Source organism: Hydrogenophaga sp. 70-12 (genome assembly GCF_001897365.1).
In the GTDB taxonomy this organism is placed as follows: domain Bacteria; phylum Pseudomonadota; class Gammaproteobacteria; order Burkholderiales; family Burkholderiaceae_C; genus Hydrogenophaga; species Hydrogenophaga borbori.
Genome location: NZ_MKSS01000154.1, coordinates 1 through 13790, shown reverse-complemented (window position 1 = coordinate 13790; position 13790 = coordinate 1). Strand labels below are relative to the sequence as shown.

General features: G+C 74.2%; 11 protein-coding genes and 1 pseudogene. 1 reads left to right on the top strand and 11 read right to left on the bottom strand.

All coding sequences use genetic code 11. The features are described from left to right. From BGO22_RS09315 to BGO22_RS09280, 8 genes are all read right to left on the bottom strand, one after another. On the bottom strand, positions 1–1520 hold a 1520-nt coding region (locus BGO22_RS09315), incomplete at its 3' end, for a PAS domain S-box protein (RefSeq protein WP_286850379.1). Then, positions 1517–2179: a phosphoribosyltransferase gene (locus tag BGO22_RS09310; protein ID WP_286850376.1), complete on the bottom strand. Its 663-nt coding sequence runs from the start codon at positions 2177–2179 to the stop codon at positions 1517–1519. The genes BGO22_RS09310 and BGO22_RS09315, both read right to left, overlap by 4 nt. Next, a complete protein-coding gene (gene ftsH, locus BGO22_RS09305; protein WP_286850373.1) occupies positions 2161–4050 on the bottom strand; it encodes an ATP-dependent zinc metalloprotease FtsH in 1890 nt (629 codons plus the stop codon). Before ftsH ends, BGO22_RS09310 begins: the two co-directional genes overlap by 19 nt. A 279-nt stretch (positions 4051–4329) precedes the next feature. Next, positions 4330–5208 (bottom strand): helix-hairpin-helix domain-containing protein, encoded by an 879-nt coding sequence (locus BGO22_RS09300; protein WP_286850370.1) that lies wholly within the window; start codon positions 5206–5208, stop codon positions 4330–4332. Beyond that, positions 5208–6209 carry a ribose-phosphate diphosphokinase gene (locus BGO22_RS09295; protein WP_286850368.1) on the bottom strand — a complete coding sequence of 334 codons (1002 nt, stop codon included), beginning with the start codon at positions 6207–6209 and terminating at the stop codon, positions 5208–5210. The genes BGO22_RS09300 and BGO22_RS09295 overlap by 1 nt, the downstream gene beginning before the upstream one ends. Before the next feature lie 91 nt (positions 6210–6300). Beyond that, entirely contained in the window at positions 6301–6549 is a 249-nt protein-coding gene (locus BGO22_RS09290; protein WP_286850366.1) for a lipoyl domain-containing protein, read from the bottom strand. Further along, positions 6546–7697 (bottom strand): CapA family protein, encoded by a 1152-nt coding sequence (locus BGO22_RS09285; RefSeq protein WP_286850365.1) that lies wholly within the window; start codon positions 7695–7697, stop codon positions 6546–6548. The genes BGO22_RS09290 and BGO22_RS09285 overlap by 4 nt, the downstream gene beginning before the upstream one ends. Positions 7698–7701: 4 nt before the next feature. Next, the gene (locus BGO22_RS09280; RefSeq protein WP_286850362.1) at positions 7702–8775 is read right to left on the bottom strand and encodes a hypothetical protein; all 1074 of its coding nucleotides are present in this window, start codon (positions 8773–8775) and stop codon (positions 7702–7704) included. A 184-nt stretch (positions 8776–8959) separates the two neighbouring features. Between BGO22_RS09280 and BGO22_RS09275 the strand changes: the two genes are divergently transcribed. Continuing rightward, the gene (locus BGO22_RS09275; protein ID WP_286850360.1) at positions 8960–9412 is read left to right on the top strand and encodes a hypothetical protein; all 453 of its coding nucleotides are present in this window, start codon (positions 8960–8962) and stop codon (positions 9410–9412) included. A gap of 71 nt (positions 9413–9483) precedes the next feature. Here BGO22_RS09275 and BGO22_RS09270 read toward each other — a convergent pair whose 3' ends face one another. From BGO22_RS09270 to BGO22_RS09260, 3 genes and pseudogenes are all read right to left on the bottom strand, one after another. Then, entirely contained in the window at positions 9484–10470 is a 987-nt protein-coding gene (locus tag BGO22_RS09270; RefSeq protein WP_286850358.1) for an acetyltransferase, read from the bottom strand. Further along, a complete protein-coding gene (locus BGO22_RS09265; RefSeq protein WP_286850356.1) occupies positions 10467–13157 on the bottom strand; it encodes a bifunctional acetate--CoA ligase family protein/GNAT family N-acetyltransferase in 2691 nt (896 codons plus the stop codon). The genes BGO22_RS09270 and BGO22_RS09265 overlap by 4 nt, the downstream gene beginning before the upstream one ends. 61 nt (positions 13158–13218) lie before the next feature. Beyond that, positions 13219–13790: pseudogene (locus BGO22_RS09260) on the bottom strand (poly-beta-hydroxybutyrate polymerase); the annotation flags it as partial.

Here is a 13790-nt window from a genome sequence, read left to right as displayed (position 1 = left end):
ATCGAGACGCCCGCCACCGCGGAGCCCACGGCGTCGTGCAGTTCGCGCCCGATCTGCTCCTGGCGGGCGTCCATTTCCCGCAGCAGCATGCGCTCGAAACGCTGGCTCACCTGCTGCACCTCGTGGTGGGCGGCCAGCAGCGAGGCCTGGATCTCCTCGCGCTCGGTGACGTCACGCACCGTCACCGACAGCAGTCGCTCGCCGTCGGCGCGCGGGATCGGGGCCACCGAAAACTCGGCCAGAAAGACGTCACCGCCCAGCCGCACGCAATGCCCCGAGGTCACGCCGTCGGGGCCGCGCACCGTGCCGCGCAGCACCGCCGCGATGTCTTCCTGGCAGTCCCGCCAGCTCAGCGGGGTGAACAAGGGCTCCAGGCTGCGGCCCAGGATCTGTTCCGGCGCGTGGCCGAAGAGCGCGCGCGCGGCCGGGTTGAAGGAGCGCACGCGGTGCGTCTCGTCGATCAGCAGGGTGGCGATGGGCGCGGCCTGCAGCATGCCCTCCAGGCGCTGCTCACCCCGGCGGCGGCCCGCTTCGGCGGCCTCGGTGGCCGCGCGCATGCCGTTCAGTGCGGCCGTGAGGCGCCGGCGCACCAGCCAGGCGCCCGCCAGGCCCGCGGCGATCACCAGGCCCATCGGCACGCCCAGGGTCAGCACGGTGCGCCAGGCGGGGAGGGTGAAGCCCCTGGCCGGCACCGCCACCACCGCTGTCCAGTGCGTGGCCGGCGCGGTCCAGTACGAGACCGTCATGGGCGGGTCGCCGATGTCTGCCGAGCGGAAGGTGCCAAAGGCCTCGCGGGCCAGGCGCTCCTGCAGCGCCGCTTCCACGGGTCCCCCCGCGGGGCCCAGGGGGCCGGCGGTGAGCGCCAGGTAGCGGCCCGCGTTGTCCACGATGGCGGCCTGCCAGTGCGCGGGCAGCAGGCCAGCCTCCAGCAGCGGGGTCAGCCGCGGCAACTCGAGCACGGCCTGCAGGGCCAGGGTTTCGCCGCTGGCGCGCGCCACGGGCACGCCAATGCCCACCACCGGCCCTTCGCGCTCGGACCAGGTGGTGGCGTCGACCACGTCCGCCCGGCCCGTGCGGGCCACCTCGGTGAAGGCGGGGGGCACGGTGCGCAGCGCCTCGGCCCCGCCGGTCGGCAGCGGGGCATGGGCCAGCGTCTGGCCATTGGCGCGCACCAGCACGATGGCGTCGACGTCCAGGTCGCGCGCCAGGGCGCTCGCGGCGCGCTGGAAGTCGCGCAGGTCCTGGCCATCGGACGGCAGCTGCTGGGCCAGGCGCTGCAGCGCGCCCTGAACGGTCACGGCGCGCGCGTTCACCCGGTGCGACAAGGCCACGGTCTGGGCCATCAGGCGCTGCCCCAGGGCGGCCTGCTCGCTGTCCATCGCCAGCCAGATCGCCACGCCGAACAGCAGCAGCGCCGGCAGCTGGAAGGCCAGCAGCAGCCACAGCAGCAGCCAGCGAAGGCGCCGCCCCGGCTGTGCGCCTTCGGCCGGCGGGACGGGCTCGCTCAGCGCCCGCATCATGGCGACGCCCCGGGCCCTTCGGGCCCCGCGGCGGGAGCGGCGTCGCGCAGCGCGCGCACCACCTCGGTGTCCTCCACCTGCGGAAAGTGGGCGTAGAACTGGCCCACGGCCTGGAAATCGGCGGGCGTGAGCAGGCACACCAGTTCGTCGGCCGCCGGGCGCACCAAGGCCACGCTCTCGCGGGAACCCACGGGCACGGCGCACACCAGGTGCGCGGGCGCGCGCTGGCGCACCGCGTGCAGCGCGGCCAGCATGGTCGCGCCCGTGGCCAGACCATCGTCGACCACGATCACCGTGCGCCCGCGCGCCGACGCGGCGGTGCGCCCCGGCGTGTAGGCGGCGCGGCGCCGGGCGATCTCGGCGAGCTGTTCGCGCCGCACGCGCGCGAGGTAGTCCGCGTCGGCGCCCGCCAGGTTGGCGTGCGGGGCCACGTAGACCCAGCCCGATTCGTCCACCGCGCCCACCGCGAATTCCTCGGAGTACGGCGCGGGCAGCTTGCGAACGAGCACGATGTCGAGCTCGCCGCCGAGGGCCTGGGCCAGGTGCGCCGCCATGGGCACCGCGCCGCGCGGGATGGCGAGCACCAGCGGGTGGCTGCCGCGGTGGTGGGCCAGCGCGGCAGCGAGCTGGCGGGCGGCGTCTAGGCGGTCATGGAACATGGGGGCTCGCTTTCGTGGGTCAGCGTTTGGCCAGGCCCGGTGCGTGCGGCCAGCGCCCGGACCTGCTCGCGCAGCGCGTCCAGGTCCGGCCCCGCCAGCGATTCCTTCTGCAGCAGCCGCCGTGCGCCCTGCTCCAGCACGGGCCGTGCGCGCGAGAGGATGTCGCCCGCTTCTGCGCAGGCCCGCGCCAGCGCATCGCGCACGGCGCAGTCGATCTCGCGCGCGGTCTCGTCGCTGTAGCGGCGCGCCAGCGGCAAGGCGAGCGCCGCCGCGCCGGGCAACAGGGGATCGCCATCGTTCTCCTCATAGGCCACGGGTCCCAGGCGCGCGTTCATGCCGTAGCGCAGCACCATGGCGCGGGCGATGGTGGTGGCTTTCGCCAGGTCGTCGGCCGCGCCGGTCGAGGGTTCCCCGAACATGAGCATCTCGGCGGCGCGACCGCCCAGCAGGACGGCCATCTTGCGCTCCATCTCCTCGCGCGTCATCACGAAGCGGTCCTCCGTGGGCCTTTGCAAGGTGTAGCCCAGCGCGCCGACGCCGCGCGGGATGACGGACACCTTGTGCACGGGGTCGGTGCCTGGCAGCGCCATGGCCACCAGCGCGTGGCCCATCTCGTGGTGGGCCACCACCGCCCGTTCCTTGGGGTTGAGCACGCGGTTTTTCTTTTCCAGTCCCGCGACGATGCGTTCGATGGCGCGCGTGAAGTCGTCCATGCCCACGGCCGAGGCGCCGCGCCGCGTGGCCAGCAGCGCGGCTTCGTTCACCAGGTTGGCCAGGTCCGCGCCCGCGAAGCCCGGCACCAGCGCGGCCACCTGGCCGAGGTCCACCTCCGGCGCCAGGCTGACCTTGCGGGTGTGCACCTGCAGCACCTGCACGCGCCCCTTCAGGTCTGGCCGGTCCACCAGCACCTGGCGGTCGAAGCGGCCGGCGCGCAGCAGCGCGGGGTCGAGGATCTCGGGTCGGTTGGTGGCGCCCAGGATGATCACGCCCGCCGAGGGGTCGAAGCCGTCCATCTCGACCAGCAGCTGGTTGAGCGTCTGCTCCTTCTCGTCGTGCCCGCCCAGGGCATAGGCGCCGCGCGCGCGGCCCAGCGCGTCGAGCTCGTCGATGAAGATGATCGCGGGCGCGTGCGATCGCGCCTGCTCGAACAGGTCGCGCACCCGCGCCGCGCCCACGCCGACGAACATCTCCACGAAGGCCGCGCCATTGGTCGACAGGAAGGTCACACCGGCCTCGCCGGCCAGCGCCCGCGCCAGCAAGGTCTTGCCGGTGCCCGGCGGCCCCAGCAGCAGCACGCCCTTGGGGATGTGCGCGCCCAGCCGGCCATAGCGCTGGGGGTCCTTGAGGAACTCGACGACCTCCTGCAACTCCTCCTTCGCCTCGTCCACCCCGGCCACGTCGGCGAAGCTCACGCCGGTCGACTTCTCCACGAAGATCTTGGCCTGGCTCTTGCCAACCGACATGAAGCTGCCCATGCCCTGTTGCGCGGCGAGCCGGCGAAACAGCAGGAACCAGAGGCCGAAGAACACCAGCGTGGGCAGGGTCCAGGACAGCACGTCGCGCCACAGCGTGCTCTCGAACTGCCGCGCGTACGGCACGTGGAAGGCCGACAGGCGCTCGGCCAGCGCCGGCTCCACGCGGTTGGCCGCGATCACCTGACGGCCTTGCGGATCGGCCGACTTGAGGTGGCCGATGAGCTGCTGCTCGCCGACCACGACGCGGTCGACCTCGCCAGCGGCCAGTCGCTGCTCGAACTCGCTGTACGGCAGCACCTCGATCTGCTGCGCCTGGCGCCACCAACTCTGCAGCAGCAACAGCGCCAGCAAAGCCAGGGCGAAGTAGCTCAGGTTCCAGCGGGCGAACTTGTTCATGGCCTTGCGGCGTCGTCTTGCGGCCGCCGCCTCCCTGGTGGGCATCCGGTGGTTCGCCGGTGCCACGCCCGACGGACCTGGAAAAAGGACCACCGCGCCGAGGGTTCTGCCGAAGCAGATCCGCCTGCACTTCGGGCGACGACCTCGGCGTTCCCGCCGCGGTTTGACGGGCCGCTGGAGCGGCCCTTCACTCGTGCCCCAACCGCTTCAACGGACGATGCCCGGGGCGCGGTGGCCAAGCCACTGTAGTGGCCTGGCGGCGCCGCAGTTTGCGCCAGATCAAGGGGCCGGTTCGCCGCCGGCGCGGGCGTACCAGCGCTCGCAGGCCGGCTCCAGCCCCCGCACCACGCGCCGGCCCGCCAGCGGACCCCGGGTCTCGGTGACGGCGGTGTGCTGGCGCTGCACCTGGTCGCCGTCGTGGAAGAACAGCACCACCCAATCGTGTTCCCGGTGCAGCTCGTGTGCCCGCGCCGTGTTGGAGAACAGCGCGGTGAAGTGCCAGTCCCCGCGCTGCGTGTGCAGCACCGGCAGCCAGGCCTGGCCGCCTGGATTGAAGCGGCGCGGCGAAAGGGTGGGCAGCTCCCCGGCCTGCGCCCGGGCGCGGTACTCGCGGTCGACGTCGAGCAGCACCGACACCTCGGGCTCGGCCGCCGGCGGCGGGGCGCGGCGGGGGCGGCCCCGGTCCAGCATCTGGGCCAGTGCAGCGGCGATGCCCTGCGCGCGCCGCTCGCCCAGGCCGCGCACGCCGGCGAGCCGGCCGTCGTGCGCCGCGGCCTCCAGCGCCTCCAGCGTGTCGATGCCGAGCTCGTCGTGTAGGCGCTCGCTCAAGGCGGGGCCCACGCCGGGCACGGCGCGAAACACCAGGCGCGCGTCCACCTCGCCGCGCAGCCGATCGAGCAGGCCCCAGCGGCCGGTCGACAGGATCTCGGCGATCGCGTTGGCCAGGCCTGGGCCGATGCCGGGCAGGGCGTCGAGCCCCGCGCGGCCTTGGGCTTCGAACAGCGCCCCGACGTCGCGCGCCAGCGCGGCGATGCCGTCGGCCGCGTGGCGGTAGGCCGCCACGCGGAAGCGGTTGGCGCCTTGCGCCGCCAGCAGGGCCGCGGCCTCGCGCAGCAGCAAGGCCACGCGGGCGTTGTCGGTGGGCGCGGCGCTGTCCATCACTCGGCCACCGACACCGGGTCCAGTAGCTCCACCAGCGAGCCGCCCCCATGGATGCGCCGGATCGCCTCGGCGAACAGCGCGTCGGTGGGCACCACGCTGAGCTTGTCGCGCGCGGGCCCGGCGGGCCAGGCCGGCGGCGGCACGCTGTCGGTGACCACCAGGCTGCTCAGGGCCTCGTCGGCCAGCACGCGCGCCGCGTCGCCGGCGAACAAGCCGTGCGTGGCCGCGGCGTGCACGCGCGTCGCGCCCAGGCCGCGGCAGGCGCGCGCGGTGCGCGCCAGGGTGCCGCCGGTGGCGATCAGGTCGTCCAGGATGATGGCCTGGCGCCCCGCCACGTCGCCAACGATGAGGTCGCCGCTGAGCACGCCCTGGCTGCGGTATTTCTCGGCGAAGGCCGCGCCCACGGGCCGGCCCAGTGCGGCGGCGAGCACCTCGCGGAAACGCTCGGCGCGCTTGATGCCGCCCGCGTCCGGCGACACCACGGCCACGGGGTCGCCGCCGATCAGCGGCACGAAATGCGCCGCGAACAGGCGGCAGGCCTCCAGGTGTTCGCTGCGGCAGCGGAACGCGTTCTGGTAGGCCGCCAGGTTGTGCACGTCCATCGTCACCACGCGGTCGGTGCCCACCGCTTCGAACAGCGTGGCCACGTAGCGCGTGGTCACGGGATCGCGCGCCTTGGTCTTGCGGTCCTTGCGGGCGTAGGCCAGGCAGGGCAGCACGGCCGTCACGCTCGCGGCCGAGGCGTCCTTGAGCGCGCCGATGAAGAACAGCAGCCGGCACAGGCGGTCGTTGACGCTCAGCGGTCCGGGCCCGTGCAAGGCGTGCAGCACGAACACGTCGCGCCCGCGCACGTTGACCAAGGGACGGCTTTTGTGTTCGCCATCCTCGAAGTCGCGCTCCTCGTGCGGCGAGAGAGGCCACTGCAGGCTATGGGCCACGGCCTGTGCCCAGGGGCGGGAGGCCTGGTGCGCGAACAGCAGGGGATCGGTTGGGGCCACGGCCATCAGCAGAAGTGAAACACCAGGGCCAATTCTTGGCCGTCGCCGGCGCGGGTGCTTGCGCCGCGTCAAAACCGGTGCGTGCGGGCGCTCAGGTGTCGATCAGCCGGGCGAGCACCTGGCCCGCCCGCACGGGGTCGCCGGCGGGCACCAGCAGTTGCTCGATCACGCCCGCGCGCGGCGCCGTCAACTCGACGGTCTCCAGCGGCGCGCGCACGCGCGCCAGCGGCTGGCCCGCTCGCACACGCTCGCCCTCGCTCACGCACCAGGCCGCGAGCACGGCCCCGGTGCCGGCTTCGGCGGCTTCGCAGCCCAGGGTGTCGAGGCGGATGTCGATCATGGACGCTGCCCCGAGGGTCGCTCGTCAGGCGCGCGCTCGATGACCCAGTGGCCGTCCGTGCGCCACAGCACCTGGCGCGAGAAGCCGTTGCCCTTGAGTTGCAGCGCCTGCCGGATGGCCGCGCGCGCCGAGGCGTCGGCGCGCACCAGGCGAAAGGCGCGCCGCTGCAGCGGCACGATCTGCAGCCGCACCAGCCGCCCGCTGCCCAGCGACAGGGTGGCGGCGTACAGGCAGGCCAGGTCCTGCGCGAAACCGGGCCGGGGAGCGATGCCCTCGTAGTCGTTGATGAGGTCGCCGCAGCCGTACAGGATGAGCTTGCCCCGGTGCAGCTCGAAGGGCAGCGGGTGGTGGGCGGAGTGGCCATGCACCACGTCCACGATGTCGCGGTCGATCAGCTCGTGCGCGAAGCGCCGGTGCAGGGGCGGCACCTCGCCCACCCAGTTGGCCCCCCAGTGGATGGACAGCAGCACCAGATCGCCCTCGCGGCGCTGGCGTTCGACGGCCTCAGCGATCTGCTGCAGGCCGCGGCCGGACAGGTTCTCCAGCAGGGCGATGCCCGCGCGGCCCGCCGCGGCGCCCCAGCCATCGGGCACGCCGCAGTCCGGCGCGGCCCACGAGGCCACGAGCAGGCGGTTGCGCGAGCCCAGTGGCACAACGGCGGGCGCATGGGCTTGCTCGGGCGTGGCGCCCGCGCCGGCGCTTCGCACGCCGGCGCGGGCCAGCGCGCGCTGCGTATCCAGCAGGCCCGCGGGGCCCCAGTCCAGGGCGTGGTTGTTGGCCAGTGCGCAGGCGCTCAGCCCGGCGCTCCTCAGGCAGGCGATGTTGTCCGGGTGCATGCGGTAGTGAATGCCCTTGCGTGGCCAGGGCTCGCCGTCCGCCGTGACCGCGGTTTCCAGGTTGGCGACGCTGGCGTCGGGTGCGATGCGGGCCACCTCCGCCAGCGCATCGCCCCAGAGGTAGCGTCCCGGCACGGGCGAGGGAATCGGCCCGTTCGCGCGCTCGGCCAGTCGCAGGTAGTCGCGCGCGTCGCGCACCCCGGGCTCGTACAGCTCGGGGGAGACCGGGTGGGCCATCGCCTGGTCGATGCCACGGCCGGTCATCAGGTCGCCGGCGAGCAGCACGGTGGTGGTGTCGGTGGCGGCCTGCACGCGCTCACCTGTTCAGATGGCCCAGGGGTTGGTGCGTGGCGGCGTTGCCGCCCGTCCCTATGGGCGCTGGCCGGCGCGCCGCCTGCAGGTGGCGCGCCGCCAGGCGCAGGTACTGCCGCGCGCGGCGGCGCCAGCGTGCCTCGCCCTGGTAGCGCGCCTCGGCCAGGTGCGCGATCGCCAGGCCGGCGCGCTCGCAGGCCCGAAGGGCCTGGTAGAAGTGCACGAGGGCGCGCGGCGGCTCGTCGCCGCTGGCGTTCGCGTAGTGGCGCAACAAGGCCTCGCCCAGGGTCGGCGCGCCGGCGCGTTCGCATTCCAGCGCCAGGAAGCCGACCTCGTCGGCGCCGTCCTGCTGGCGCAGCGCCTTGGAGAACTCCAGGGCGTCGATGATCGCCAGCGGGTCGCCGAGCCAGATGTGCTCCGGCCGCAGGTCGCCATGGGCCTCAAGCACGCAGCCGGCCATGGCCCGCGCCTCGATCAGCGGCGTGCTGGACGCCAGCCAGGCGCGCAGCGCGCCCAGCACCACGTCCACGCGCGTGCGCGGCAGCCGCCATTCGGGGCGACCCAGCAGTTGTTCGCAGTCGGCCAGGCGCTGCCACAGCCGCAGGCGGTAGCCGTTGGGGTCCAGGCGCGGGCGAGGCTGCCAGCGATGGAAGCCGGCCAGTTGCTCAGCGATGCGGCGCATGTCGTCCTCGCTGGCCTCGCCGCGCAGCAGGCGCTGGTCCAACATGGGCCCCGGCGGCAGGCGGCGCATGGCCACCAGCCACTCCACCGGCTCGCCCGGCCCGTCCAGGCGCAGGCGGCCGTTCTCGTCCGCCGCCAGCGGCACCAGGCCCAGGTAGACCTGGGGCGCCAGGCGCCGGTTCACGCGCAGTTCTTCGCGGCAGTAGTGGCGCCGCCGCTCGAGCGTGGAGAAGTCCTGCAGGCCCTGGTGCAGCGGCTTCTTCATCTTGTAGGCGCGCTCGCCGGCCAGGAACACCCACGAGAAATGGGTTTCGATGGCCTCGACGGACGAGACCGGCAGGCGATGGTTCGCCGGGTCCCGCAGCGCGTCCACCTTGTCCTGCAATGTGTGCTTCATGGCGACCACTATCCGGCCAGTCGCCAGGGCGCGTGCTTGACGGCGGTCAAGGATGCGCGCGCCGCAACGAAGCGGTGCGCGCGGACCGCGAGCTTGACCGGCATCAATGAACGCCCCGCCGCCCGCGCCGACAGTGTGCAGGCGCCCGATGTGGGCGTCTTTTTGCCTCACACAGGAGGGCGTCATGAACCGGTTCATTCCCCCACTGCTCGCCGCCGCCCTCATGGCGGCTTCGGGCATGAGCGCAGCCGCCGACAAGGAACTGAGCTGCACCCTCAAATTCACGTCCAGGCAGTGGTCGGCCGTGTACTCGAGCGCCGAGGGCGAGGGCACGGTGAGCTGCGACAACGGCGCGTCCCTGCCGGTGACGATCAACGCGAAGGGCGTCGGCCTGACCGCGGGGAAATGGAAGATCACCGATGGCACGGGCAAATTCACCCACGTGTCCGCGATCGAGGACGTGCTGGGCAGCTACCTGGCGGTCAGCGGCGACGCCGGCGTGGCCAAGGCGGGCACCGCGCAGGTGCTGACCAAGGGCAAGGTGTCGCTGGCGCTGGCGGGCAAAGGCGAGGGCTTCGACCTCGGCATCGCCATCAGCGACTTCAAGATCGCCAAGCGCGCGGCCGAAGCCAAGTAGACGACGCGGGCCGCGCCGCCGCGCACAAGCCAACGCGTGTCCGAGCCGCCGTGGGGGGGTCCCGCGCGCCCTCAGGGGCGCGGGGCCGTGGCGGGCCCACCGGTGCCGAAGGTGTGTTCGAACGCCGCCAGAAAGGCCGGCAGGCGCGCGCGCGGCAAGCGGTCGATGCCGGCCGCTCCCGCGCGGCCCCCACCACCGAAGTCCCGGCACAGCCGGTCCGCGTGCGGCCGCTGCCGGGGGGCCCTCAGGTTCACCATGAAGGCGTCGGTCCCCGCGGCGCGCAGCACCGCGCAAGCCCGCTCGGGTTCGCGCTCGATGCAGCGGTAGGCCAGGCTGCCCTGCACGCGCCGCGCCCAGTCCTCGTCGGGCAGCTCGTACACCGAACCGGCGGCCAAGCGCCAGCGCGGCGCCAGCGCGTCGGCGCGCTCGAGGTCCTGGCGTCGGCGCTCGATGAGCGCGGGAGCGATGGGCTCGCGCCGCAGAAAATCCAGCGGGTCGGCGTGCGCCCGCATGAGGCCGTGCAGCGCGGCCGGCGCGATCAGCACGTCGGCCTCGGACTCGCCATAGGCGTTGTGGTTGATCGCTTCGCCGAGCGCGCGCAGCGTGGCCAGTTGCGGGTCGTCCAGGCCCGCCGCGTGACCGAGCGCGCGCGCGCTCGCGCCCATGCCGTCGCCGAAGGCGCCGGTGACGGCCCAGGCCGCGTGCGGCCCCCCCAGGTGGCGGTGCACGATGAGGCTGGTGCAGCGCGTGGGCGCGGTCTCGATCACGAGCTTCAGGGCGGGGTGGCGCGGCAGGGGGTCGTCGCCGGCGTGGTGGTGGTCGAAGTACTCGATGCGCACGCCGCGCGCCAGCAAGGCCAGCAGGGGCGCGCGGTTGCGCGCAAGGGAGATGTCGAGCACCGTGACCGTGTCGTCCGGGCCGGCGTCCACGCGCTCGAGCAGCGCGATCTCGCGCTTGAGGCCGGTCACCAGCCGCGACTCGCGCGGTCGCGCCAGGCGCAGCTGTTGCAGCGCGCACAGGCCGTCGGCGTCGCCATTGAAGACGTCCCAGTGGCTCAAGGCGCGGCCTGCTCGGCGGGGGCGGCCGGCGGCGGGCCGAGCGCCAGCCGCAGCTCCAGCGTGCCGTCGGCGCTGCCGCGCATGCCGAAGCCGATCGCGCGCGCGAGGTTCACCATGCCGTGGTTGCCTTCGAGGCACCAGCCCACCAGTTCGCGCGTGCCGCGCGCGCGCAGGTGATCGATCAGCATCCCCAGCAGCGCGCGGCCCAGGCCACGGCGCTGCCAGGGCCGCGCCACCTGCACCGCGAACTCGGCGGTGTCGTTGTCGGGGTCGCAGGCGGCGCGCGCCTCGCCGCACAGGGTGTCGCCGGACAAGGCGATGAAGCACATCTCGCGCTCGTAGTCGATCTGGCAGTAGCGCGCCAGCTCGCTGGGCGGAACCTCACGTCGCGTGAAGAAGAAGCGCAGGCGCAGTTCCTCGGGCGAGCAGCTGGCGTAGAAGCGCGCGAGCCGCTCGCCGTCCTCCGGCCGGATCGGGCGCAACTGGAGCGCTTCGCCGTCGATGACGGTGACGCGCTCCAGGCCCGAGGGGTAGGGGCGCAGCGCCAGGTGCGCGCCGTCGCGCGTGGGCGCGGCCGGGCGCACGCGCACGCGCGCGTCCAGCGCCAGCGCGCCCTCGGCGTCGACCAGCAGGGGGTTGATGTCGAGTTCGGCCACCGGCGCGAGGTCGCTGGCGAGCTGGCTCAGGCGCAGCAGCACGTCGACGACGGCGTCGAGGTTCGCCGGCGGGCGCGAGCGGTAGCCGCGCAGCAGGCGGGCCACGCGCGTGCGGCCGATGAGGTCGCGCGCCAGCACGGCGTTGAGCGGCGGCAGCGCGATCGCGCGGTCGGCCCGCACTTCCACCGCCGTGCCGCCTTCGCCGAACAGCAGCACCGGGCCGAACACCGGGTCGCTGGCGATGCCGACGATGGTCTCGACCGCCAGCGGGCGGTGCGCCATCGCCTGCACGGTGAAGCCGATGAGGCGGGCGTCCGGGCGCGCCAGCGCCACGCGCTCGCGCATGGCCAGTGCCTCGGCGCGCAGCTGCGCGGCGTTGGCCACGTCCAGCACCACGCCGCCCACGTCGGACTTGTGCAGCACCTCGGGCGAGACGATCTTGAGCGCGACCGGGTAGCCGATGCGCCCGGCCGCGTCGAGCGCGGCGTCCAGGTCGGGCACGCGCTCGGTGGCCACGCAGGGAATGCCGTAGGCGCCCAGCAGGCGCTTGGCGTCGAGTTCGTCGAGCCAGTCGCGCCCGCCCGCCAGGGCGGCCTCCACCAGGGCGCGCGCGCCGTCGCGGTCGGGGTAGTGCAGCTCGGGGCGCGACTCGGGCAACTGCAGCAGCGCGGCCTGCGCGGCCTGGTGGTCGCGCAGCTGCAGCCAGGCGGCGGTGGCGTTCTCGGGTGTGTCGTAACAGGCCACGCCCTGCGCGTCGAACAGCTCGCGCGCGGCGGCCACGCGCTGGCCGCCGAGCCAGCAGGCCAGCACCGGCCGGTCGGCGCCACGCAGCAGTGGCAGGCAGGCCTGCGCGATGTCGGTGGGCGAGGCGATGGCGGTGGGCGCGTGCATGAACAGCAGCCCGTCCACCTCGGGCGCGGCGAGCAGCACCCGCAGCGCGTCGAGGTAGCGCTGCGGCGGCGCGTCGCCAATGATGTCCACCGGGTTGCCGCGCGACCAGTTGGCGGGCAGGCCGGCGTCCAGCGCCGCCAGGGTGTCGGGCGAGAGCGTGGCGAGTTCGCCGCTGCCCAAGGTGTCGGCCGCGAGCACGCCGGCGCCGCCGCCGTTGGTGAGCACGGCCAGGCGCGGGCCGCGCCAGCGGTGTACGCGCGCCAGTGTCTGCGCGGCGTCGAACAGGGCCTCCAGCGTGTCCACGCGCAGCATGCCGGCGCGCCGCACGGCGGCGTCGAACACCGGGTCGGAGCCCGCCAGCGCGCCGGTGTGGGAGGCGGCGGCGCGCGCGCCGTCGGGCCGCCGGCCCGACTTCACCAGCACCACGGGCTTGTTGCGCGCGGCCGCACGCGCGGCCGACATGAACTTGCGCGCCTGTTTGACCGACTCGATGTAGAGCAGGATGGCGCGCGTGCGCGGGTCGCTGCCGAGGTAGTCGAGCAGGTCGCCGAAGTCCACGTCGGCGCTGTCGCCGAGCGAGACGAAATGCGAGAAGCCGACGCCGCGCGCGTTGGCCCAGTCGAGCATGGCCGTGGCCAGCGCGCCCGACTGCGTGACGAAGGCCAGTTCGCCCACGCGCGCCTGACCCGGCGCGAAGCTGGCGTTGAGCGCCTGCCCCGGCACCAGGGCGCCGATGCAGTTGGGCCCGAGCACGCGCAGCAGGTAGGGCCGGGCGGCGTCGAGCATGGCCTGTTCCAGGCTGCGGCCGTCGCTGGTGCGGCCTTCGCGCAGGCCGGCGGTGAGCACGATGGCCGCGCGCGTGCCGCGGCGGCCCAGCTGGTCCACCAGCTCGGGCACGCTGGCCGCCGGCGTGCAGATCACCGCGAGCTCGGGCGCCTGCGGCAGCGCGTCCACGCTGGTGAACACCGGCCCGCCGTCCAGTTCGAAGGGCTGGCGGTTCACCGCCCACAGCGGCCCCGCGAAGCCGCCCTCGCGCAGGTTGCGCCAGACCAGCGCGCCCACGCCGTCGGCCCGGCGCGAGACGCCGATCACCGCCACGCTGCGCGGCTGGAACAGGTGCTCGAGGTGGCGCACGCTCATTGGACGGCCCTCCGTGCGGCGCACTGCGGGGCTGAGCGCCTTGGGAACGGCCCAGCGGCGCTCATTCGGCCACCTCCGCCACGGGGTCGAACACATAGGTGCCCGGCGCGGGCACGGCACGGCCGCGCACGCGCAGGCCCGACACGGCCCGGGCCTTCACCCGGCGCGAGGAATGCGCGGCCAGCCACCGCTGCCAGTGCGGCCACCAGGAACACGGCGAGGCCTTCGCGTGCGCGAGCCAGTCCTGCGGGTCGGCCGGCGCCGCGCGCGGCGCCCATTCGCCCACGCGGTAGGAGGCCTCGGGGCTGGCCAGCGGCCCCTCGGGCGGACTCACGATGCCTACGTTGTGGCCGCCCGAGCTCAGCACGAAGTGGGCGTTCGAGTGTGTCAGGCGCATCAGCTTGTAGACCGATGTCCAGGGCGAGACGTGGTCGCGCTCGGTGGCCAGCAGGTAGAGCGGGACGCGGATGCGGTCCAGGTCCACCGGCTCGCCGCGCACGCGGTAGCGGCCTTCGGCCAGGTCGTTGTGCAGGTACAGGCGGCGCAGGTACTCGCTGTGCATGCGCGCGGGCAGGCGCGTGGCGTCCGCGTTCCAGGCGCGCAGCGGCGTCACGGGCGTGTGCGCGCCCATCA